Genomic DNA, 21901 nt, shown 5'->3' with positions numbered 1-21901 from the left:
TAACCTCGCGATGCTACGTTCAGCGAGAATAAGTTGGGTGTATAAGGTTGTTTGTTTTACCGCTTTATTAATCGAGATTTCATTTTATGGCTTCTTCTTGTCCTTGCGGGTCTAACCGCACCTACTCACAGTGTTGTGAAATCGCCCACAATAACCATGCTGACGTCATCACTCCAGAGCAGTTGATGCGTTCTCGCTATAGTGCACATGTGTTGGGTCTAGTGGATTACGTGGTAAAAACATATCACCCAAGCTGTAACGCAGAAGATCAACGTGAAGGCATTGCCCAGTCCATCGATAGCGATTGGTGCAAGCTTGAGGTAGTCAAAACTGAAGCGAGTAGCAACAAGAATGAAGGTTTTGTTGAGTTCAATGCGTACTTTAATGAAGACGGCAAACGCTACTGCATGACAGAGCGTTCTCGCTTTGTAAAAGAAGACGGGCTTTGGTACTACATTGACGGCACATTTCCTGAAGAGCCAGAAGACGAACTAGAACAAGATCCACGCTTAAGCCAGCCAGTAAGTAGCCTAAAAGTAGGTCGCAATGACCCTTGTATCTGTGGAAGTGGTAAGAAATTTAAGAAGTGTTGTGGGTAAAGCATCCATACCTAGCTTATTAAACTCGATTTAATTGGATTCTTGACATCGCTTAGGCTTGTCGAAATGAAGTGAATATATGTACCTGTTTGAAGTAGATAACTCTAGTGCAAGCACCATTAGAAAATATACCGTCATTCTGAACAGCGAGAGACGAGCGTGATTCAGAATCCAGTCGCCACTCGCACTGTTGCCGGGTTTTACCCCGAACCAAGAACACTAAATTAAATAAGCCCCTAGACTCCCGAGTCATAGGGGCTTTCATTTATCTATAGCAGGCTTATTTATGACGCTCTTTCAGTTTATTCACCACGTCATTCATCGATAGACCTTGGTCTTGAAGCAATACCAGCAAGTGGTAAATCAAGTCTGCTGATTCACACACTAACTCCGCCTTATCGCCCGACGTCGCCGCAAGCGCGACTTCAACGCCTTCTTCGCCCACTTTTTGCGAAATACGCTTGGTGCCACGGGCATAAAGACTGGCAGTATAAGAGGAATCTGGGTCGGCACTCTTGCGGGCAGCCAATAGCTGCTCAAGTTGATGAAGCCACACCATTTGTGACTCCTCTTGAGGGTCCACATCCCAGCAAGTTGTGTTACCCAAGTGACACGTAGGACCAATGGGATTCACTTTCACCAGTAGCGTATCGTTGTCGCAATCGAGCTGAATGTTCACCAATTGCAATACGTTGCCAGAGGTTTCACCTTTCGTCCAAAGACGTTGCTTGGTACGAGAGAAAAACGTCACTTGACCTGTTTCGCCCGTTTTTGCCAACGCATCTTGGTTCATGTAACCCATCATCAGCACTTGGCTTGATTGGAAATCTTGTACGATGGCAGGTACCAGACCATCCACCTTTTCCCAGTTGATTCGCTCAGCTAGCGAACTTACTTCGGCGGCTTTCACACTCATAGTCGTACCTCAATGCCTTGTTGTTTCAAATACTGCTTTAGTTCACCAATATTGATGACTTGCTTGTGGAATACCGATGCGGCAAGCGCACCATCCACATTTGCTTTTTGGTAGGCTTCTGCGAAATGCTCCATGGCACCTGCACCACCCGATGCAATCAATGGCACGTTACACACTTCACGCACCATATTAAGTTGTTCAATATCGTAGCCGTTACGCACGCCGTCTTGGTTCATCATGTTCAGTACGATTTCACCAGCGCCGCGTTTTTGTACTTCTCGTACCCAATCACGCGTTTCCCATTGGGTCGCTTTGGTGCGTTCTTCATCACCAGTAAACTGGTAAACCTGATACTTGCCCGTCTCTTTGTCGTAGTATGAATCGATACCAACGACGATACATTGCACACCAAACTTATCAGCAAGGTCAGTAATCAACTGAGGGTTTGCCAAAGCAGGAGAGTTAATCGATACCTTATCTGCACCAAACTCAAGAATGCGCGCCGCGTCTTCTGCTGATTTAATACCACCAGCCACACAGAACGGGATATCAATCACTTCTGCGACGCGAGCGACCCAACTTTTATCGACGACACGACCATCACTTGAAGCGGTAATATCGTAGAACACAAGCTCGTCAGCGCCTTCTTCAGCATAACGCTGCGCCAGAGGAACGATGTCACCAATAATTTCGTGGTTGCGAAACTGGACGCCCTTCACCACTTGTCCATCACGAACATCAAGACATGGAATTATTCGCTTTGCCAACATGCAAACGCCTCCTCTGCTGTGAACTTACCATCTAACAATGCACGACCAACAATCACGCCAGCAACACCGCTGCCTTTTAGTGCTTCGATATCCGCTAATGAACCGATGCCACCTGAAGATTGGAACTGCACTTGCGGGTACTGTTTACATAAGTCGACGTAAAGCTCAACGTTTGAACCTTCTAGCGTACCGTCACGAGAAATGTCCGTGCAAAGCACATGCTGTAGACCTACCGTCAGATAATCGTTGACCAAAGCTTCGATAGTCACGCCTGAATCTTCTTGCCAACCAGAGATCGCTACCTTACGCGTGCCGTCTTGATCGATGTTGATGTCTAGCGCGAGAACGATTTTCTCTGCACCGTATTTTTCCATCCAACCTTTCACAAGCTCTGGCTGTTTTACCGCTGTAGAACCAACGACAACGCGCTGCGCACCGGCTTCTAACAGATCAATCACGTCCTGCTCTGTACGCACTCCACCACCAATTTGGATGTTCGCTGGCGTACTTGCTAATAGCTTTGCAATCAAATCAAGTTGACGTGCTGTCGTGTCTTTCGCGCCAGTTAAATCCACTAAGTGTAGCCAGTTAGCACCTGCTTGGTGGTACAAATTAAACTGCTCTGCTGGGTCGACTTTGTACTCGGTAACTTGACCGTAATCACCTTGATAAAGGCGAACCACCTGTCCTTCAATTAAATCAAGAGCTGGAATAATCACACTAAATCCCTTTTATAATTCTAAGAAGTTTTGAATAAGCTTCGCGCCCGCTTTTGAAGAACGCTCAGGGTGGAATTGCACACCGTAGTAGTTACCGCTTTGTACTGCTGCTGTGAACGGGTTGCCGTATTCACACTCAGCAATCGTGTACTCCCCGACAGGCATTGCAAAGCTGTGTACAAAGTAGAAGTACTCACCTTCTTCAATGCCTTTGAACAATGGGTTACCTGCTTTTGCAGACACTGTGTTCCACCCCATATGCGGCAGCGGTAAATCGCCGGTTTGTAGCAACTTCACTTCGCCATCACAAAGTCCAAGACACTCAACCAACTCATCTGCTTTCTGCCCTTTCTCTTGAGACACTTTGCCCAATAGTTGCATGCCTAAACAGATACCTAGCAATGGCTTTTCTACCTGTTTTACCAAGCTGATAAGATCGCGCTCTTCTAGGTTCTTCATCGCTTCACTGGCAGTCCCCACTCCCGGTAGAAATAACTTGTCAGCTGCCAATACAACTTGTGGATCTTTTGAAATAGTTACGTCATAACCTAGGCGTTCAATGGCAAACTTCACCGAAGAAACGTTGGCACAGCCAGTATCGATAATGACAACTTTCTGTTCTGTCACTGTTTTTCTCCTTGCTAACGTGAGCCTTAAAGCACGCCTTTACTACTTGGTAGCTCAGTGCCTTCTACTTTGATTGCTTGACGTAAAGTACGACCAAACGCTTTAAACAAGCTTTCAATGATGTGGTGGTCATTATTGCCCGCAGAAGACAGGTGCAGCGTACACGCTAGAGTGTCAGTCAGAGAACGGAAGAAGTGAACCACCATCTCTGTTGAAAGATCACCCACTTGCTCACGGCTAAACTGCGCGTCGAACTTAAGGTAGGGACGACCTGATAGGTCTAGCGCACATTGTGCTAAACACTCATCCATTGGCAGGCTGAAACCAAAGCGACCAATACCACGCTTGTCACCCAGCGCTTCTTTCAACGCCTGACCCAAGGCAAGAGCGGTATCTTCTACTGTGTGGTGATCATCGATGTGAAGGTCTCCTTCCACTTTGCACACCATTTGGAATCCACCGTGCGTCGCAATTTGATCCAACATGTGGTCGAAGAAACCAAGACCCGTTGAGATGTCATTACCGCCTTGCTCATCAAGGTTAACCGCAACTTTGATGTCCGTTTCTTTCGTGGTACGAATCACTTCAGCAACACGAGCTTTCACCGTCAGATCTTTCAGGATCTGTTTCCAACCCAAGGTTTCTGGGTTGTATTGAATACCACGAATTGCCATGTTTTCTGCAAGTTGAAGATCGGTTTGACGATCACCAATCACAACAGAGTTTTGAAAATCAACTTTGCCACCTTGTAGATACTCTTTTATCAAGCCCAATTTAGGCTTACGGCAAGAGCAGTTATCTTCATCAAAGTGAGGACAAATCAGCACGTCGTCAAACTTCACACCTTGAGACTCAAAGATCTCCATCATCATGTTGTGTGGAGCATCAAAGTCTGCTTGTGGGTAGCTGTCGGTACCTAGACCATCTTGGTTCGTTACCATCACTAGGCGGTATCCGGCATCCTGCAACGACAACAGGCTTGGGATAACAAATGGCTCTAGTTTTAGCTTATCTAAACGGTCTACTTGAAAATCAACCGGCGGCTCAACAATTAAGGTACCATCACGGTCTATAAAAAGGATTTTTTGTTGTTTGCTCACTCGAACTTCCTTATTGCTATATCTTTTTGGCGCTCCCGCTATTGAGCGAGAGCGATAAATACTTTTTCTACTTATGAGTAGTAGTTTCTGATAAATCCGAGTGTTTTTTCGCACTCGTCGCGGTTACCCACACTGATACGTACACAGTTCTCGATTGGTGAGTTACGTAAAATAATGCCCGTATCCCAAGCGGCTTTGAAAAGATCATCACCATCTGGGAACTTCACCAATAGGTAATTCCCCCATCCTTCAAAGACTTCCAATCCCGGAATCATTGACAAACCAACTTGTAAGTAAGCTCGGTTTGCATTCAGGTCGAGAACTTGAAACTTCGCTCGCGCTAGACCTGCTTCAGACAGCGCTTGAGTAGCAATTTCTGCCACTGGAACTGGTACTGGATATGGTGCGATAACTTTAAGAAGTACATTAATCAACTCTTCGTTCGCAAGCGTAAATCCACAACGCAGACCAGCAAGCGCGAAAGCTTTCGACAGAGTACGCAGAATTGCTAGGTTCGGATATTGCGCCAGCAAATCTACCGTTGACGCTTCTGGACAAAAATCAATGTACGCTTCATCCATTACAACGATTGCTCGGTCTTTTGTCATCTCAAGCAGAGACACAATGTCTTCACGCTTAACCAAGTTACCTGTTGGGTTGTTTGGCGAACATACGAAAACCAGTTTCACGTTATCCAGATTGGCTTCGATGCCTGCAAGGTCTAGTTGCCAATCTGACGTCAGTGGTACGGTTTTGCGCTCAACACCGATGGTTTCGGCACTGATAGCGTACATACCGTAAGTCGGTGGACAGTAAAGAATCGCATCTTCACCCGGCTCACAGAAAGCACGAATCAGTAGCTCAATGCCTTCATCTGCACCGCGAGAAGTCAGCGTTTGTTCTGGTTTCACACCCGCATACGCCGCGTAAGCGGAAATCAGTTCTTTCGGTTGGCATTCGCTGTAACGATTAAGACGAGCAAAGTCTGTTTTGTATTCATTGTTAAATGGTGATTCGTTGGCATTTAGCCATACGTCACCAGTACCGCCAATTCGGCGAGCCGATAAATAAGGGGTAAGTTTTTGGACTTGTTTACGCGCTAGCTTTTCCATCTCAATATCCTCTTACTTCGCTGCCAATTTTTCTACACGGATAGTCACCGCACGTTTGTGTGCATCTAAGCCTTCTGCTTCAGCCATAGTGACTACTGTAGGGGCAAGGTTCTTTAGACCATCAGCAGATAGCTCTTGAATCGTCATACGCTTAGAGAAGTCCGCCAAGCCTAAGCTTGAATAAGTACGTGTGTAACCGTAAGTAGGAAGAACGTGGTTAGTACCAGATGCGTAGTCACCTGCTGATTCAGGCGACCAATCACCAAGGAAAATAGAACCTGCGTTGTCTAATAGAGGCAGAAGCTCGCGTGGGTTCTTCGTCTGAACAATTAAGTGCTCAGGACCGTAGTAATTTGAGATTGAAACCGATTGAGTCAGAGACTCAGCAATAATAATCAAACTTGAAGCTAATGCTTGCTCGGCAATGTCCGCACGAGACAACTCTTTAAGCTGACGTTGAACAGCATCCGTCACTTGATCTGCAAGCACAGGAGAAGGAGTCACAAGAACCACTTGAGAGTCAGGACCGTGCTCTGCTTGGCTTAACAAATCCGCTGCAATGAAATCTGGGTCTGCCGTTTCATCAGCAATCACTAGCACTTCTGATGGGCCCGCTGGCATATCAATCGCTGCACCACGGAAATCATTACTTACCTGACGTTTTGCTTCTGTCACGTAAGCGTTACCTGGACCAAAGATCTTATCAACTTTAGATACGGTTTCTGTTCCGTAAGCCATTGCTGCGACGGCTTGACCACCGCCGACATTGTACACTTCATCAATGCCACACAGTTTTGCTACATAAAGGATCTCGTCAGCAATTGGGGGTGGAGAACAAAGCACCACTTTACGACAGCCTGCAATTTTTGCAGGAACCCCAAGCATCAAAACAGTCGATGGCAATGGCGCACTGCCACCGGGAATGTACAAACCCACTTTTTGAATTGGGCGCGTTACCTGTTCACAAACTACACCCGGTTGAGTTTCTACTTTGATTGGCTGCGGCTTCTGCGCTTTGTGAAACTTAGCAATGTTTTCATACGCTTGCTCCAGTGCGTTCTTCATTTTTTCAGAAAGACGCGCTGATGCCTCATCGATTTCTTGAGTTGATACACGGATAGATTCCGGCTGCACTCGGTCAAACTTCTCAGTTAGCTCCAATAGTGCAGCATCGCCTTCTTTGCGAACTTTTGCGATTACTTCAGAAACCGCGGCAGTGATATTCGCACCTTCTGTAATTGCAGGACGTTCTAGGATTGAGTCTTGCTGCGTTTCACTTAGCGATTGCCATACGACTGTTCTCATTGCGATTACTCCATCATTTTTTCAATTGGTAGTACTAGAATTGAGCTGGCACCCAGTTCTTTTAGCTGTTCCATGGTTTCCCAGAACAGGTTTTCAGTACTTACCAAGTGAACCGCAACTTTTTGCTTGTCAGCAGATAGAGGTAATACCGTTGGGTCTTCAGCACCAGGAAGTAGAGCTTTGATTTGGTCTAGCTTCTCTGCAGGTGCGTGTAACATGATGTACTTAGACTCTTTCGCTTGCTGTACGCCTTGCATGCGGGTAAGAAGTTTTTCGATTAGCGCCACTTTGTCTGCATCGAATTCGCCAGTACGTTGAATCAGTGTCGCTTTTGATTTGAAGATAATTTCAGCTTCTTTAAGACCGTTCGCTTCCAGTGTTGCACCTGTAGAGACCAAGTCAGCGATGGCATCAGCAAGACCAGCGCGAGGAGCAACTTCTACTGAGCCTGTCAACATACATGTTGAGAATGGAACACCCGCTTCATCCATATAAGCTTTTAACAGTTGCGGGTAAGTTGTAGCGATACGTTTTCCAGCTAAGTCTTGAGGACCGTTGTACTCTTCGTCTTTATCAATCGCGATAGATAAACGGCAACCACCAAAATCAAGTCGACGAAGTTGAACAAATTCAGACGGTTCACCCAGTGCTTTGCGATCAAGACGAACTTCTTCTAATTCGTTTTCACCAATAAAGCCCAAGTCAACCACGCCATCCATAATTAGACCTGGAATATCGTCGTCACGAACCAAAAGCAAATCAATTGGCATATTTTCAGAATGAACAACTAAGCGCTCACCCATTACATTGAACTTCACGCCACATTTTTTAAGTAGAGCTTGGCTCTCTTTGCTTAGACGACCTTTTTTCTGAATTGCAATTCTTAAGCGTTGTGTTTGCATTGCTTTATCCCTGTGCCAGATTCGGTAATTAAAATATTTTATAAACCAGTAAAACTAAAAAACCCTCGAGAGATGTTGGTCTCCCGAGGGTTTGAAATCTGTTTTCACTTTGATTTTCACCTCCGGGAGTTTCCTATCTCCCGGGTATGCGTGCATCTCCCGAAAGACTAGGCTGGGTGATGATGGTGATGAATGTTCATTACAAAATTACGCATACTTATTTTAAGGCTCGATTATGTTGCTTCGTTAATGACCACACTAACGAAGGATTAATTTTTTTTCAACAACGAATTTGCACTTTTCCTAATGTTTTTACTAACCAATTGATATTATTATTCTTTATTTTCATTTCAATCATCAAAGAAACACAAATTCAGCTCATTTATGCCACCAATTTGTTATAAAAAAACTAGTAGCCTCAAATCTCGCAAAAACAAACGTTTAAAATTCCATCAATACGACAAGCAACAAAAGTCTCAATAACGAAACACTTGATTCAAATTTGAGACATCATTCATTACTAAACTTTCCTTTGGGGCATAAAAGTAAAGAGTCATCAAAGTGCAAAAAATCGACACTACGTTAAAACGACATTCGGCAGATGCAGATCCATTGGTTCCTTTAATAGGGAACAGTGCGTGCATCAATGAACTTCGTAACAAGCTCAAAAAATACGCACGATGCGACGCTGAGGTGCTTATTCAAGGTGAAACAGGGGTCGGAAAAGGAATGTGTGCTCGTATCATCCATGAGCTGTCCAACAGGCATTCATTCCCATTTGTCGAAGTAAATTGTGGAGCAATTCCGAGTGGACTGATTGCATCTGAGCTTTTTGGTCATGAAAAAGGCGCATTTACAGGAGCTATCTCCGATAGGATTGGATTTATTCAGAAAGCAAATCGAGGCACCCTATTTCTCGATGAGATTGGCGATATGCCGCCAGAATTACAAATACATTTACTCCATTTCCTTGAGAGTAAGCAAATACATAAAGTGGGTGCAGACAATATCATCGACGTAGACTGCCGTGTGATAGCAGCAAGTCACGTAGATCTAAAAAATGAAGTAATACAGGGAACGTTTCGCGAGGATCTGTTCTACAGACTCAATATTCTGCCACTTACTATTCCCCCCCTACGGAAGCGTGGCAAAGACATCCTGACATTATCAGAATACTTCTTGAGTTCTCTTACCAATAAAAGGTCTCAAGGGCTATCAACAGAAGTTAGAAACAAGCTAATGAAGCACAAGTGGCCCGGAAACGTAAGAGAGCTTCGTAATGTGATCCAAAGAGCGATTGTTATGTGCGAAAACAACACTCTACATGTTGCAGATCTCGGTTTAGATACCAGTGAGAGGCAACTTCTTCCTTCTGTCGAACAAATAGATTTGGATTATCTACTAAAAACGATTGAAGACAACAAGCACAACATGAGTGCCGCTGCGAGACATTTGGGGATCTCCAGAACCACACTCTATCGCTTAATTAAAAAATATAACCTACCCGTCTGATCCCGTTGAACTTCGAGCCTTGATAAACTGTAACGTAACACTGTGTAACAGGTGAATTCTTGTTTATCAATCAGTTAGACAATGGCGTCCATTCCTTAAAATAAAAAAACATACAATTCAACAAGTTGAGTTCGGCATGCTATTTGCCTTATTCATATCAGTCTTCTAGACAAAATATCCCCAAAAACGCGATTTGCCCCCCTCACCATAAATCGCGTATAAAAAAAGCTCCGCTAGAAATAGCGGAGCTTCCTCTTTATAAGCTTGTATAAAAGCAACTTACGCGTTTTGACAAGATGCCATTTTTGACTTTGAAAGCCATGACAAAATCGCACAAACGATAACGAATGTAATCGATGCTGCGATGAAAGAGAACGCAATTGAAGCCGTCATACCAAGAGCAATAAAGCCAACGCATGAAACAAGCGCGACTGATAATGCATAAGGTAACTGAGTTGATACGTGATCGATATGGTTACAACGTGCACCAGTCGATGACAAGATAGTCGTATCTGAGATTGGAGAACAGTGGTCACCGAATACCGCACCAGCAAGAACCGCACTTAGCATTGGTAGCATAAGCGCTACATCTGTTGCGCCAGCCATATCGCCCGCGATTGGTAGCATGATACCGAACGTACCCCATGAAGTACCTGTCGAGAACGCCATTAGACCAGACAGCAAGAATAGGATAACTGGCAGCCAGTGTGGGTTGATGTTGCCTTGTGCCATTGTAGATAGGTAAGAACCTGTCTTCATGTCACCGATAACAGAACCGATAGTCCAAGCAAACACTAGGATTAGGATTGCACCAAACATTGATTTAGCACCAATCCAAAGCGTACGTGCAATCTCAACCATTGGTAAACCTTGCTTCAGCACCGTAAATAGCGCGACAGCAAGACCAAGTAAGCTACCGTAAATTAGAGAAGTACCAACATCAGTATTCTCAAACGCACCTAACAAAGCAAATTCTTTGCCATCTGCTGCTAGTGCTTGACCACCGGTGTAAAGCATTGAAGCAATCGTTGCCACAATAAGCGTAACGATTGGAAGAACTAGGTCAGAAACCTTACCCTTCTCACTTTCACGGATATCTAGCTCTTCATTTAGCTCATGCGCTTCTTGAGTATCATTTTCTTTATCTTTATCGAAACCACGGCCTTGAGACGCCGCGATTTCGTGATCACGCATCTTACCAATATCCAAACCAAACCATGCCACTGCGAATACCATTAGCAAAGCAAACACAGCGTAGAAGTTCATTGGGATAAGGCGAACATAAGCGCCTAGTGCAGAATATTCTGTGATGCCATGTGACACCAAGATACCACCGATAATAGTAATGATGTATGCACCCCAGCTTGATGCTGGCATGATCACACACATAGGTGCTGCTGTGGAGTCTAAGATGTACGCTAGCTTAGCGCGAGAGACGTAAAAGCGGTCAGTTACTGGACGAGAGATCGCACCAACAGCAAGACTGTTAAAGTAATCGTCGACAAAAATGAATACGCCAAGGAAAGCTGCAAGAAGTTTAGAGCCACGTTTACTTTTTACGCGTGTTTGCGCCCATTCAGCGAAAGCACGAGTACCACCAGAAAGTGTTAACAACGCTGTTGTCATACCTAAAAGAATAAGGAAGCCAACAATACTCATGTTCCAAGTATTGATACCACCGTCTTCAATAAAGACAGAAGAAACTTGAGAACTTACATAACCTACCGTATTACCGATAGACCAATCGTTAAGAAGTACCGCACCCAGCACGATACCAACACCAAGAGAAACTAAAACACGTCGAGTTAGAATCGCCAGCGTCAGCGCGACAATAGGCGGTAATAACGAAACAGGAGAATGTGCAAAATCTATTAAATTCATGATCTTCAAAAACCAAAGTTTGGCTAGAGATCTACTGCAGACAAGTCACGTAGCATACGGTACGTGCTCATGTTGAACTTAGCGACAGGGAAGCGAACACTTCACCCAACCCTACAGTAGCGCTCCATAGTTTAATGTAAATATACTATGGCAGTGTTGTTCCTTTCAGAGACAACCCCAGCAAGTGGTTTCGATAGACCCACTTACTTCGGCAATCTTCGCCTTCCACTATTATTCATTGGCATCACCCCAATAATAGCTACTCTTCGAGACTGCACCTCTACGGCAATAACAAACAATTAACCGCTAATCGTACAAATTAACAACAATTTATCTGCAATATTGCATCAGGTGGTTGTCATTGTACCTATGAAGCCTCCCATTGCAACACATCAAACTAAATTAAATGAATAAATAATCGCGATTTCGATTTATAAATGAAATGTGACCAAATCATACATTGCGCAACTGCAATCACTTCAACCTTGTCCATTATGAAACTTTATTACTACTATTAAATACGCCATAGTTTTACGTGCAACAATAAATGAATGAAATATGACAGTGATAGCATTTGCCATCTAATCCTTTTCTGTCAGAAAAAGGGAAATTTAATTCAAGCTATAAATAAACATGATAGCGATCGAGAAAAAGACCGTATCTATTAAGTAAAAATTGTCTGAAGTGGCTAATTAAATTTCAAATTGATTAATTAATATTGTTAGAACCCGAAAAAACTAAAGAAATTTAATCTAAATCATGAATTAGCATTTGCACATATCAGAAAGATAAAGTTAAATATAAGGACTCTATGTTTATTTCTAGATTCACATTTAATTTATCTTATCGATAAGCGATGTAGAATCTTTTAACCTATTAATAGGAATCGTCATGTCAGAGCTGACTAAAACACTTCTAAATATCCGTAGCCTTCGTGCATTTTCTCGTGAGCTGACTCTAGAACAATTGGAAGAAGCTCTAGATAAACTAACTATCGTTGTTCAAGAGCGTCAAGAAGCAGAAGAAGCAGACCGCGCAGCACAAGCTGAGCAAGAAGCTAAACTGGCTGCTATCGCTGAGCAAATCGCTCAAGACGGTATCGATGTTGAAGCGCTAATTAGTGCACTTGCTGGTGAAACAAAAACTAAAGCAAAAACTAAACGTGCTCCTCGCCCTGCTAAATACAAATACACTGACGTAAGCGGTGAAGAGAAAACTTGGACAGGTCAAGGTCGTACACCTTCTGCAATCCAAGAGCAACTAGATGCAGGTAAATCTCTAGATGATTTCCTAATCTAAGAATAGATTTATGAAATTTTAAAAAGGTTCCCTATGGGAGCCTTTTTTATTTGTCTGTAAATAGATACAAAAATGGCGCATTTTGAATGCGCCATTTTTTGCGTATGTGAGAAGTTGGTTAATTCAACAGAATCTATTAACGTTCCCAGTATGCTTCTTCTAAACTATCTTCGCGCTCAGGAAGACCACGAGAAAGACGTGGTGAATGCTGCACTAACACTTCGTAACTCGCGCGGTTTGCGTATTTACAAACTTGAGAGAACGAAGAGTAAGTTAAATACTCATTGCTGTGCTTGCTAGAGTTAGGCACATTTTCTTTGTGGTATTTATTTGCAGCCATATCGTGAAGTACTGCTGACAATGCTGCATCACCTGCGCCATTAGTATTTTTAATTTTTTCTGGGCCACCCATGTATGGGGAGATATGTGAATATACTTTGATTGCATTTTCACATGAGTCTTTCTTTGCAGGTCGGCTAAATTCAAAACGGTTGAATTCGGCAATAGAACCAGGAAGCAGCGGCAACGACGTTTCACGCTTCGCGCTTTCTTCTGTATAACCCGCCATAAATAGACCAACAGGACCTGCTGTACATAGCACAAGGTCAGCCCACTCAAGCGTCTTATCCGACGCCGCTAGCGGATCAGATTCGCCCGTCAGCGCTTCCGCTTCGTCTTCATTCATTGCAACAACGGATACATTGTCACGAATAAATTCTTGCCAGAATGTTGGGTCATCTTGAATAACAAATTTAGTTCCTAGTGTTAGTACCACAGGAACATCATGTTTCTTCGCGTATTCAATTGCACGCATCGTTGCTTCCGGCATTGGGTCGCCTTCTTTACAACGAACTAGGTAAGCAGTCAGTACTAACGCAGACGCGCTCTTGAAGATTTTCTCAGGGATGTTGTCTGGGTGAAGTTGGTTCATTTGACCTTCACTGATTGCGAAAGTACGTTCACCATCTTCTGTAATCAGAGCGAAACAGCGACCGATGGCACCTTCAACACCTTGTAGGTAGTTCAGGTCCATACGGCTAGAAGTGTTACATAGGTAGCGGTAACCGTAGCTACCAATTTTGATGTCCTGACTCATTACACCCAAAAGCGTTGAACGGTCATCCGCTAACACAGAATAGTTGTGTAGCGTGTTACCAATTGTGCCACCAGCATACTCATTGGTAATTAAGCATTCTTCTTTTAGCTGTTGGTATAGCGCTTCTGCAGTCGCGTCATCAATTACCAACGAGTGTCCTTTACTCAAACCGTACTTTTCAATCACATCCGTTGTAACTTTCGCTTCAATATCAACCAGCGTTTGGTCAATGCCGATGATGTGAGTGCGCGTCATCTTTTTGCTTTCTTGTGCTTGGCTCACCAATGGGTCACGAGCATGAACAGGAAAATAGTGCTTCGATTTGCGTTGTCCAGGAAATTTCATATTGTTAGTCTGAGTAAGGGGATGAAAAGGAGAACGGATTCTATACCGCCGTCATTAAAGCAGCAATAAAGGCAATTATAGCAAACGTTTGCAGTCCGCTTTTTTCTTTCAATCGCCCTATTCGCCTTCCATGAAACCAAGATCTGGCAGTTGTTCGAGGTGTTCACTGTAACGCTTAAGGTCGAACTCCCCACCGTTCTTCATTACGTCAAAAATCTCAATAGACATAGCACACGCCATCATCGCCACCGCATCTTCACGTGGTGTGCCTGTCATCATTAGACGCATCAGCGTTTCTTTCACCTTAAGTGGATTACCATCTTCAAGTTGATTTTCAACAATTTCAATCAACTCAGCTTCTTGCATAAATTGGTTTTCTTCAGTCATTTGATTTTTCCTCTTGGATTTTTGCCAACTATGCCATATATAACCCTTCTATACTTATCGAATTTAATACTCACGTTCGCATTTGGATAAATTTAAGCCAAAATCGAAGTGTGATTTCGATCTCGGATCTGTCACCGGTCAGTGGATTCTGGTAGAATCTGCGTCCCGTTAATTTTAGTGGTGTTTAGTAATGTCTGATAACAGCCAAAAGAAAGTCATCGTCGGTATGTCCGGCGGCGTTGATTCATCTGTTTCTGCGTATCTTCTAAAGCAACAAGGCTACCAAGTAGAAGGCCTGTTCATGAAGAACTGGGAAGAAGATGACAACGAAGAATATTGTACAGCAGCAGAAGATCTTGCTGATGCGCAGGCAGTATGTGACAAGCTAGGCATCCACCTACACACTATCAACTTTGCTGCTGAATACTGGGATAATGTATTTGAATACTTCCTTGCGGAATACAAAGCAGGTCGTACACCAAACCCAGACATTCTTTGTAACAAAGAAATCAAATTCAAAGCATTTCTAGAATTTGCGGATGAAGTGCTTGATGCAGATTACATCGCAATGGGTCACTATGTGCGTCGTTCTTTCCCTGAAAACGGTGAAAAACCACAAATGCTACGTGGTCTAGATGGCAACAAAGACCAGAGCTACTTCCTATACACATTAAGCCACGAGCAGATTGCACGTAGCCTATTCCCTGTTGGTGATTTAGAGAAGCCAGAAGTGCGCCGTATCGCAGAAGAGCAAGACCTGATCACAGCGAAGAAGAAAGATTCTACCGGTATCTGTTTCATCGGTGAACGTAAGTTTACGGAATTCCTAGGTCGTTACCTTCCTGCTCAACCGGGTAATATCGAAACGCCAGAAGGCGAAGTGATCGGTCAGCATCAAGGTTTGATGTACCACACATTAGGTCAACGCAAAGGTCTTCATATCGGTGGTCGTAAAGGCGGTGGCGGTAACGAAGACCCATGGTTTGTTGGTGAGAAAGATCTAGAACGTAACGTTTTGATTGCGGTTCAAGGTAAAGACCACCCAATGCTGAAATCAGAAGGTCTACTTGCATCACAACTTCACTGGGTAGATCGTGAGCCAATTCGCGATGTTATGAAGTGCACAGTGAAAACTCGTTACCGTCAGGAAGATATTCCTTGTACAATCATCCCTATCGATGATGAAAACATTAAAGTGATCTTTGACGAGCCACAAATTGCTGTAACGCCAGGTCAATCAGCCGTGTTCTATAAAGATGACGTGTGCCTTGGTGGCGGCATCATCGAGCAACGCATTAAATATTCTCAAGCTTAGGAGTCGTTACGTGGCGAATACACTTTATGACCGTACTATCGCTTTTGCAGGTATCTGCCAAGCTGTTGCTTTGGTTCAACAGGTAGCGAGAGACGGACATTGTGATCAAGATGCCTTTGAAACGTCAATTAACGCCATTTTGAATACTAGCCCAGCCAACACCATCGGTGTTTTCGGTCGCGAAGCCGACCTTAAGCTGGGTCTTGAATGCTTGGTGAAAGGGATTGATAGCACCCCATCTGGAAGTGAAGTCACTCGCTACATCATCAGCCTAATGGCATTAGAGCGCAAGCTATCGAGTCGTAACGATGCAATGTCACAACTTGGTGACCGCATTCAAATGGCTCAGCGTCAAACGGAACATTTTGAATTGCTAGATGATCAAATGATCAGCAACCTAGCGAGCATTTACTTGGATGTAGTCAGCCCTATTGGTCCTCGTATTCAAGTAACTGGTACTCCATCTGTACTGCAACAAACCGCTAACCAGCACAAAGTTCGTGCGTTGTTGTTATCGGGTATTCGTAGCGCAGTACTCTGGCGTCAAGTTGGCGGTAAACGTCGCCACCTGATCTTCGGACGCAAGAAGATGGTAGAGCAAGCACAAATCCTTCTTGCTCGAATGTAATAAGGTATCAAGTAAGCAGCTCGCGTTTATCGCGAGCTCATTTTTTTCGACCAAAACAAATCTCGCGCAAACGTTTGCGCAATATTCGTGACAATTGCCACAGTTATTGGTATAAAGCTCACGAAATTTAGAAACCCAATTCAGGAGAACATCATGGAACTGTCAGCATTGACTGCTGTTTCACCAGTAGACGGCCGTTACGGAAGCAAGACAATTGCGTTACGCGAAATTTTCAGTGAATACGGTCTACTAAAGTACCGTACTATCGTTGAAATCCGCTGGCTACAAAAGCTTGCTGCTACTGCTGAAATTGCAGAAGTGCCAGCGTTTAGCGCAGAAGCAAACCAATTCCTAGACGACCTTGCTGCAAACTTCTCTGAAGAAGATGCACGCCGAATCAAAGAGATCGAGCGTACAACTAACCACGACGTTAAAGCGGTTGAGTACTTCCTAAAAGAGAAAGTAGCAGACGTTCCTGAACTGCACGCAGTAAACGAGTTCTTCCACTTTGCATGTACTTCTGAAGACATCAACAACACTTCACACGCTCTTATGCTTAAAGAAGCGCGTGAGAACGTGATTCTTCCAGAAATGCGTAACCTAATCGACGCTATCAAAGCGCTAGCAGTGGAATACCGCGACATTCCTCTTCTATCTCGTACACACGGTCAGCCAGCTTCTCCATCAACAATGGGTAAAGAAATGGCAAACGTGGCGTACCGTATGGAGCGTCAATTCAAGCAAATCGAAAACGTTGAGATCCTAGCGAAAATCAACGGTGCAGTAGGTAACTACAACGCACACCTTTCTGCTTACCCAGAGCTAGATTGGCACAAGTTCTCTGAAGAGTTCATCACAGAGTCTCTAGGCGTAACTTGGAACCCTTACACAACTCAGATCGAACCGCACGATTACATCGCTGAACTGTTCGACGCTATCGCTCGTTTCAACACTATCCTGATTGACTTCGACCGTGACGTTTGGGGTTACATCGCACTAGGTCACTTCAAGCAAAAAACCATTGCTGGTGAGATTGGCTCTTCAACAATGCCTCACAAAGTTAACCCAATCGACTTTGAAAACTCAGAAGGTAACCTAGGTCTTGCGAACGCTGTATTCGGTCACCTAGCACAGAAACTACCTATCTCTCGTTGGCAACGTGACCTAACTGACTCAACAGTTCTACGTAACCTTGGTGTTGGTGTTGGCTACGCAATTATCGCTTACACTTCTACGCTTAAAGGCATCAGCAAGCTAGAAGTAAACCGCGAAGCACTTCTTGCTGAACTAGACAAGAACTGGGAAGTACTGGCAGAACCAGTACAAACAGTAATGCGTCGTTACGGCATCGAGAAGCCTTACGAGAAACTAAAAGAACTGACTCGTGGTAAGCGTGTAGATGGTGAAGCAATGCGTAACTTCATCGACGGTCTTGAGCTTCCTGAGCACGAGAAAGCGCGACTTAAAGAGATGACACCAGCGAACTACATCGGTCAAGCAATTGAGTTGACAGACAAGCTGTAAGAGAATCGAATAATAAAGAGGGTTGACGTGAAAGCGTCAACCCTTTCTTTATTTTAGGGGGAACGAACTGCACCCTATGCAGCGCAGTGATTCGGAATAATGGATAAGGCTCTATTCATGAAGCGAAGCGTTCTCGAATCTCGAATCTCGAATCTCGAATCTCGAAGACCAGCATTACCAGCAATTTTATTGCCTCTGAAAAAACAGAGTAATCGTCCCTACTTCGATCCCAAACTTCTTGATCTTAGTGAGATTAAACACGTGCATTTCGTCTTGGCGGTAGAGCCAGTCATCAAATGAAACCGTGATAGTTGAATCATCCATTTTTAGCTCAAAATCGTACTGCCATTGCAGAGCGTTTCCTACCTCTTTGCCCGTAGCGACACCAATAATATCATCCGCTTTCCCCTGATAAGTACCGTCTGCTAGTTTGGTAATGACCCAGATTCGCTGGTCAAGTTCACCATCGTCAAAGACAAAGTCTTCCACCAGCGTCAACTCATTGCCTTCAACCGTTCCAACAATATCGACTTCAAAGCGGCGAGTTTGCTTCTCGGTGTAATCTTGAACCATCCCCCACGCTTTGACATCGCCTTCAAAGTAGCCAAATAGATCAAAAGCCGGTGAGGACACCTGGTAATTATCTATGTCAGCTGAACATGCGCCGAGTAACGTTGCAGCAGCGACAACCGATGTTTTGATCATTCGTTTTATTATTTTCACTGCCTCACCTGCCCGATCAGTTGTTTACGAAGTTTTGGGAATTCCGTCTGTGGTGATAACCAAATTGCAAGAAAGGCATCATTGAGGCGCTCATCATTCACATAACCAACCGTCTGGTAAGGTTTACTGCCTGCTTGACGATAAATCAGTTGACCATTTTTACCATCGGTAAGGTAGGTAAGCTCATCGCCTTTCTTGATGTCAGGAAACATAGTGTTCAATTCAGAAATCCACTGCTGGCGATAAGCCTGAGTAAAACCCAGCTTTTGCCATTGTTCGTCGGTCACATCAAGTAGCTGGTCTCTACTGATATCGCGCTGATAGTTAATCTCGAGAGCAAATGGATGGGGAGAAATATCACCGGACACCATATATATGCCCTCAGGCGCTTTTAAGCGAGATTTATAGATATCAAACACGAACCAAGTGAGCTGCGCTTCGCCGACAGTTTGCCATTGCTGCCAATCGCTATTTGTTACTCCGTTTGTACTCGTCACACTTTGCGCTTGCAAAGGCACCGCACAGAATAGGGAGGCGACTATTACACTGCTAGTCAGTTTCCGTTTCCAATTTATCTTCCAACTTTTCATTTCCGTACACCTTGAGTATCAATAGCATCATCAAACACCATTCAACGAACAAAATCGCTAGTGTCGCGCTAACGCTGAAACCAAACTCGACAGCCTCAAGCTTACAACCGGCAAAGTAGCTGGCTGTGCCTCCGAGACCACCTACTATTGATACGTAAATTTTGGGGAAACGGTACAAAATTGACTTAAGTTGATAAGCGTACCAAGAGAACAGAACCCACAAACATGTAAGCCATAAGGGTAACCACGTGGTCGGAAATATAAAGACAGAAAATTGCTTATTGAGTGTGTCTAGCACCAAACCCACAAAGACAACCATTGCGATACGTTTGAGAGCGGAGGGCTCCACTCTCCAACAATGTACTATGGTCAGCAATGTAAGTATTAAGGTCAGCGACTGCCACTGATAGGTTCCAAGCACAGCTAAAAACCAGCATAGTTGGAACCAAGTTGACGCTAAAAACACTTTCATGACGAACTACGGGCGCTGAAACGTCATATGAACCGCACTGATCGTGCGAGCTAGAAACCCACCTTCACAGTAACTTAGATAGTATCGCCACATACGTACAAAGCGATCATCGTAACCAAACGCACGCACGTCATGCTCTGATTGATTAAAGCGGTGGTGCCATTCGTTAAGCGTCTTGGCGTAATCCAACCCAATATCAAACAAGTCTCGCGTCACCAAGTCACTGTGTTTAGTTGTTGCTTGGGTGAGTGACGTTACCGAAGGTAAAAAGCCGCCGGGGAAAATGTACTTCTGAATGAAGTCGACATTGTTGCTGTAGTAATCGTAACGCTGATCGGCAATAGTAATCGCTTGGATAGCCATCAAACCACCCGGCTTTAGCAGGGACTCACACTTCTTGATATAAGAAGGTAAAAATTGCTTACCCACGGCTTCTATCATCTCAATAGAAACAAGCTTGTCATAAGACCCCGTTAAGTTTCGGTAATCTTCTTTGAGCAAGGTAATTTTGTCGGTCAAACCACGCTCATTTATCTTCTGTTCTGCGTAGGCATACTGTTCTTCAGAAATGGTTGTCGTGGTCACTCGACAGCCATACTGCTCAGCCATATAAATCGCCATTGCGCCCCAACCGGTACCAATTTCAATGACATGGTCGCTAGGTTTAAGCTCAAGTTGTTGACACAGGCGTTCCATCTTATTGATTTGCGCCTGCTCTAATGAGTCATCCACTTGGTTGTACAGGGCCGACGAGTACAGCATATTCGTATCAAGAAATGCTTCATACAAATTGTTGCCTAAATCGTAATGAGCGTGAATGTTTTTGCGCGAATTTTCTTGCGAATTGCGATTGGTCCAATGACTGACCTTATATAACAGCCTCGTTATCCAGCTGCCCTGCTCTTCAAGCTTATCCAGCGCTCGCATGTTAAGCGCCATTAGCTTCATCAATGCTGTCAGATCTGGACTATCCCACCACCCATCCATATAGGCTTCACCCGCAGCGATACTGCCGCCCTGTAGAATTCGGGAGTAGAACCCCGGATGCTTAACTTCAATAGTTGCAGCAACGGGTTCTCCGTTATGCTCACCATTGGGCGTCGAAAAACGCTCGCTACGCTCAGTCGTTTCTGTCTTGAAGCTCTCAATGACCGTTAAGCATCCAATCTCCATCTTTTGCAGACACTGGAAAAGAACTCCGCGGGCCGCTTTTTGCGTTGTTGTTAATTCACGCGGCATTGCGATAGAAGTTGTATTTAACATGCAGAGTTCTCCTTATGCTTATTATTTTTCTTGTCTTCACCCACATGGTTTGCTTCGCCCTTACTGGATTGAGCGTATTTTGGATGTGAGTAAAAAGGTGCGCCTTTAATCCACAATTTCAGTGCGTGCCAATAAATACCAACCATTACTTTTACCGTTTGAATCGGCGTAACGATCAAGCATTTCAACAAGGCATTACTTGAAAAGGGCTTGGCTTTCATAGCCATAGTCGCATCAAAATGTTTTTCGCCTTTACGGCATTCCAAATGAATATTCAGCTTGTCTGTTAAAGGTTTGATTTTCCATCGGTACAGTTGGTCGATTGGGTTGAAAGGAGAAACATGAAATGCTTTGTTCTGCTCCCACCCAAACTCTTCATCTTGCTCGTCCGCTGCTACCGCATAATAATGACGTTCATTCCAAGGTGTGTTGCTCACCTCTGCGAGAAGGTACTTCCATTCCCCTTCTTTGTTATAAACGTAGTAGAAATTGACCGGACTGAAATAGAGCCCTAGATAACGTAAGTGACAAACCGCTATCACTTTACCGGTCAAACGAACACCAGCTAGCGCTTCCAGTTTGTCTTGAACCGCAGATTTTACGCACCCTTTACCACCGATATAATCACTGCGCTTAAAACGTGCCCAATGCCACCATCGCGAACCAAAGCCCCATACTTTTTTCTCTAACGCTTCGAGCTCGTCCACGTCGATGGCTGGCATAAATAGTGAGTAATTCAACTCATGCTTTATAGGCGTAAAGCGACGGTGACGGACGTTACCTATAAATAATCTGCTGTTCATCTGACTATCCATA

General features: G+C 44.2%; 22 protein-coding genes, 1 riboswitch and 1 other annotated feature. Of the genes, 6 read left to right on the top strand and 16 right to left on the bottom strand.

Features of this window, described 5'->3' with window-relative positions:
• The first annotated feature begins 86 nt into the window (after positions 1-86).
• Complete coding sequence (locus tag J4N44_RS06260; RefSeq protein ID WP_252044973.1) at positions 87-599, top strand: YchJ family protein; 513 nt, start codon at positions 87-89, stop codon at positions 597-599.
• Positions 600-879: 280 nt separating this feature from the next.
• On the opposite strand, the gene hisIE is transcribed toward J4N44_RS06260, so the two are convergent.
• The 8 genes from hisIE to hisG all read right to left on the bottom strand — a co-directional run bounded on the left by hisIE (position 880) and on the right by hisG (position 8050).
• Positions 880-1515 carry a bifunctional phosphoribosyl-AMP cyclohydrolase/phosphoribosyl-ATP diphosphatase HisIE gene (hisIE, locus tag J4N44_RS06255; RefSeq protein ID WP_005450749.1) on the bottom strand — a complete coding sequence of 212 codons (636 nt, stop codon included), beginning with the start codon at positions 1513-1515 and terminating at the stop codon, positions 880-882.
• Positions 1512-2285: an imidazole glycerol phosphate synthase subunit HisF gene (hisF, locus tag J4N44_RS06250; protein ID WP_029789477.1), complete on the bottom strand. Its 774-nt coding sequence runs from the start codon at positions 2283-2285 to the stop codon at positions 1512-1514. Before hisF ends, hisIE begins: the two co-directional genes overlap by 4 nt.
• Positions 2267-3004, bottom strand: coding sequence for a 1-(5-phosphoribosyl)-5-[(5-phosphoribosylamino)methylideneamino]imidazole-4-carboxamide isomerase (gene hisA, locus J4N44_RS06245; protein ID WP_009698177.1), 738 nt, complete (start codon positions 3002-3004; stop codon positions 2267-2269). Before hisA ends, hisF begins: the two co-directional genes overlap by 19 nt.
• Positions 3005-3016: 12 nt before the next feature.
• On the bottom strand, positions 3017-3631 hold the full coding sequence (hisH, locus tag J4N44_RS06240; protein ID WP_017819522.1) for an imidazole glycerol phosphate synthase subunit HisH: 615 nt from the start codon (positions 3629-3631) through the stop codon (positions 3017-3019).
• Positions 3632-3657: 26 nt separating this feature from the next.
• Complete coding sequence (gene hisB / locus J4N44_RS06235) at positions 3658-4731, bottom strand: bifunctional histidinol-phosphatase/imidazoleglycerol-phosphate dehydratase HisB (protein ID WP_252044972.1); 1074 nt, start codon at positions 4729-4731, stop codon at positions 3658-3660.
• Positions 4732-4802: 71 nt separating this feature from the next.
• Positions 4803-5843 carry a histidinol-phosphate transaminase gene (gene hisC, locus J4N44_RS06230; RefSeq protein WP_017188198.1) on the bottom strand — a complete coding sequence of 347 codons (1041 nt, stop codon included), beginning with the start codon at positions 5841-5843 and terminating at the stop codon, positions 4803-4805.
• Positions 5844-5855: 12 nt separating this feature from the next.
• Positions 5856-7148 (bottom strand): histidinol dehydrogenase, encoded by a 1293-nt coding sequence (gene hisD, locus J4N44_RS06225; protein WP_009699819.1) that lies wholly within the window; start codon positions 7146-7148, stop codon positions 5856-5858.
• Positions 7149-7153: 5 nt separating this feature from the next.
• Complete coding sequence (gene hisG / locus J4N44_RS06220; RefSeq protein ID WP_005450765.1) at positions 7154-8050, bottom strand: ATP phosphoribosyltransferase; 897 nt, start codon at positions 8048-8050, stop codon at positions 7154-7156.
• A gap of 53 nt (positions 8051-8103) precedes the next feature.
• Positions 8104-8242: a sequence feature (His leader region), on the bottom strand.
• A gap of 363 nt (positions 8243-8605) precedes the next feature.
• Between hisG and J4N44_RS06215 the strand changes: the two genes are divergently transcribed.
• The gene (locus J4N44_RS06215) at positions 8606-9562 is read left to right on the top strand and encodes a sigma-54 interaction domain-containing protein (protein ID WP_252045088.1); all 957 of its coding nucleotides are present in this window, start codon (positions 8606-8608) and stop codon (positions 9560-9562) included.
• Between the two features lie 279 nt (positions 9563-9841).
• On the opposite strand, the gene tet(35) is transcribed toward J4N44_RS06215, so the two are convergent.
• Entirely contained in the window at positions 9842-11443 is a 1602-nt protein-coding gene (gene tet(35), locus J4N44_RS06210; RefSeq protein WP_047513512.1) for a tetracycline efflux Na+/H+ antiporter family transporter Tet(35), read from the bottom strand.
• A 109-nt stretch (positions 11444-11552) separates the two neighbouring features.
• Positions 11553-11734: riboswitch (Lysine riboswitch) on the bottom strand.
• 600 nt (positions 11735-12334) lie between these two features.
• Here tet(35) and J4N44_RS06205 point away from each other — a divergent pair.
• Entirely contained in the window at positions 12335-12742 is a 408-nt protein-coding gene (locus J4N44_RS06205) for an H-NS family histone-like protein (RefSeq protein WP_005450770.1), read from the top strand.
• 136 nt (positions 12743-12878) lie between these two features.
• On the opposite strand, the gene J4N44_RS06200 is transcribed toward J4N44_RS06205, so the two are convergent.
• Together J4N44_RS06200 and J4N44_RS06195 are read right to left on the bottom strand one after the other, a co-directional pair.
• Complete coding sequence (locus tag J4N44_RS06200; RefSeq protein ID WP_005450773.1) at positions 12879-14183, bottom strand: inosine/guanosine kinase; 1305 nt, start codon at positions 14181-14183, stop codon at positions 12879-12881.
• Positions 14184-14300: 117 nt separating this feature from the next.
• A complete protein-coding gene (locus J4N44_RS06195) occupies positions 14301-14570 on the bottom strand; it encodes a hypothetical protein (RefSeq protein WP_005450775.1) in 270 nt (89 codons plus the stop codon).
• A 190-nt stretch (positions 14571-14760) separates the two neighbouring features.
• On the opposite strand from J4N44_RS06195, the gene mnmA reads away from it, so the two are divergent.
• The 3 genes from mnmA to purB all read left to right on the top strand — a co-directional run bounded on the left by mnmA (position 14761) and on the right by purB (position 18037).
• Positions 14761-15885, top strand: coding sequence for a tRNA 2-thiouridine(34) synthase MnmA (mnmA, locus tag J4N44_RS06190; protein ID WP_049536224.1), 1125 nt, complete (start codon positions 14761-14763; stop codon positions 15883-15885).
• Positions 15886-15895: 10 nt separating this feature from the next.
• Positions 15896-16513, top strand: coding sequence for a high frequency lysogenization protein HflD (gene hflD / locus J4N44_RS06185; protein WP_017819156.1), 618 nt, complete (start codon positions 15896-15898; stop codon positions 16511-16513).
• 153 nt (positions 16514-16666) lie between these two features.
• Positions 16667-18037: an adenylosuccinate lyase gene (gene purB / locus J4N44_RS06180; RefSeq protein WP_152163532.1), complete on the top strand. Its 1371-nt coding sequence runs from the start codon at positions 16667-16669 to the stop codon at positions 18035-18037.
• Positions 18038-18223: 186 nt separating this feature from the next.
• Here purB and J4N44_RS06175 read toward each other — a convergent pair whose 3' ends face one another.
• From J4N44_RS06175 to J4N44_RS06155, 5 genes are read right to left on the bottom strand one after another with little or no spacing between them, the layout of a single operon-like run.
• Positions 18224-18742: a DUF3833 domain-containing protein gene (locus tag J4N44_RS06175; protein ID WP_252045087.1), complete on the bottom strand. Its 519-nt coding sequence runs from the start codon at positions 18740-18742 to the stop codon at positions 18224-18226.
• Positions 18743-18756: 14 nt separating this feature from the next.
• A complete protein-coding gene (locus J4N44_RS06170) occupies positions 18757-19350 on the bottom strand; it encodes a chalcone isomerase family protein (protein WP_252044971.1) in 594 nt (197 codons plus the stop codon).
• Positions 19310-19822, bottom strand: a complete 513-nt coding sequence (locus tag J4N44_RS06165; protein WP_050903429.1) for a DUF2878 domain-containing protein — start codon at positions 19820-19822, stop codon at positions 19310-19312. Before J4N44_RS06165 ends, J4N44_RS06170 begins: the two co-directional genes overlap by 41 nt.
• 6 nt (positions 19823-19828) lie before the next feature.
• On the bottom strand, positions 19829-21085 hold the full coding sequence (locus J4N44_RS06160) for an SAM-dependent methyltransferase (RefSeq protein ID WP_038897435.1): 1257 nt from the start codon (positions 21083-21085) through the stop codon (positions 19829-19831).
• Positions 21079-21900 carry a DUF1365 domain-containing protein gene (locus J4N44_RS06155; RefSeq protein ID WP_252044970.1) on the bottom strand — a complete coding sequence of 274 codons (822 nt, stop codon included), beginning with the start codon at positions 21898-21900 and terminating at the stop codon, positions 21079-21081. The genes J4N44_RS06160 and J4N44_RS06155 overlap by 7 nt, the downstream gene beginning before the upstream one ends.
• Position 21901 lies beyond the last annotated feature (1 nt).

The sequence above is a fragment of the Vibrio sp. SCSIO 43155 genome (genome assembly GCF_023716605.1).
Taxonomy (GTDB): Bacteria; Pseudomonadota; Gammaproteobacteria; order Enterobacterales; family Vibrionaceae; genus Vibrio; species Vibrio harveyi.
Note: the sequence above shows the minus strand (reverse complement) of the source record. Positions and strands in the feature narration are given on the sequence as shown.

Coding starts and splice junctions, on each gene's coding strand:
- J4N44_RS06205 (WP_005450770.1), top strand. CDS start 12,335: ATGTCAGAGCTGACTAAAACACTTCTAAATATCCGTAGCCTTCGTGCA.
- J4N44_RS06155 (WP_252044970.1), bottom strand. CDS start 21,900: ATGGATAGTCAGATGAACAGCAGATTATTTATAGGTAACGTCCGTCAC.
- hisIE (WP_005450749.1), bottom strand. CDS start 1,515: ATGAGTGTGAAAGCCGCCGAAGTAAGTTCGCTAGCTGAGCGAATCAAC.
- J4N44_RS06165 (WP_050903429.1), bottom strand. CDS start 19,822: ATGAAAGTGTTTTTAGCGTCAACTTGGTTCCAACTATGCTGGTTTTTA.
- purB (WP_152163532.1), top strand. CDS start 16,667: ATGGAACTGTCAGCATTGACTGCTGTTTCACCAGTAGACGGCCGTTAC.
- J4N44_RS06160 (WP_038897435.1), bottom strand. CDS start 21,085: ATGTTAAATACAACTTCTATCGCAATGCCGCGTGAATTAACAACAACG.
- hisD (WP_009699819.1), bottom strand. CDS start 7,148: ATGAGAACAGTCGTATGGCAATCGCTAAGTGAAACGCAGCAAGACTCA.
- J4N44_RS06170 (WP_252044971.1), bottom strand. CDS start 19,350: ATGAAAAGTTGGAAGATAAATTGGAAACGGAAACTGACTAGCAGTGTA.
- hisF (WP_029789477.1), bottom strand. CDS start 2,285: ATGTTGGCAAAGCGAATAATTCCATGTCTTGATGTTCGTGATGGACAA.
- J4N44_RS06195 (WP_005450775.1), bottom strand. CDS start 14,570: ATGACTGAAGAAAACCAATTTATGCAAGAAGCTGAGTTGATTGAAATT.
- J4N44_RS06175 (WP_252045087.1), bottom strand. CDS start 18,742: ATGATCAAAACATCGGTTGTCGCTGCTGCAACGTTACTCGGCGCATGT.
- hisC (WP_017188198.1), bottom strand. CDS start 5,843: ATGGAAAAGCTAGCGCGTAAACAAGTCCAAAAACTTACCCCTTATTTA.
- mnmA (WP_049536224.1), top strand. CDS start 14,761: ATGTCTGATAACAGCCAAAAGAAAGTCATCGTCGGTATGTCCGGCGGC.
- J4N44_RS06260 (WP_252044973.1), top strand. CDS start 87: ATGGCTTCTTCTTGTCCTTGCGGGTCTAACCGCACCTACTCACAGTGT.
- J4N44_RS06200 (WP_005450773.1), bottom strand. CDS start 14,183: ATGAAATTTCCTGGACAACGCAAATCGAAGCACTATTTTCCTGTTCAT.
- hisG (WP_005450765.1), bottom strand. CDS start 8,050: ATGCAAACACAACGCTTAAGAATTGCAATTCAGAAAAAAGGTCGTCTA.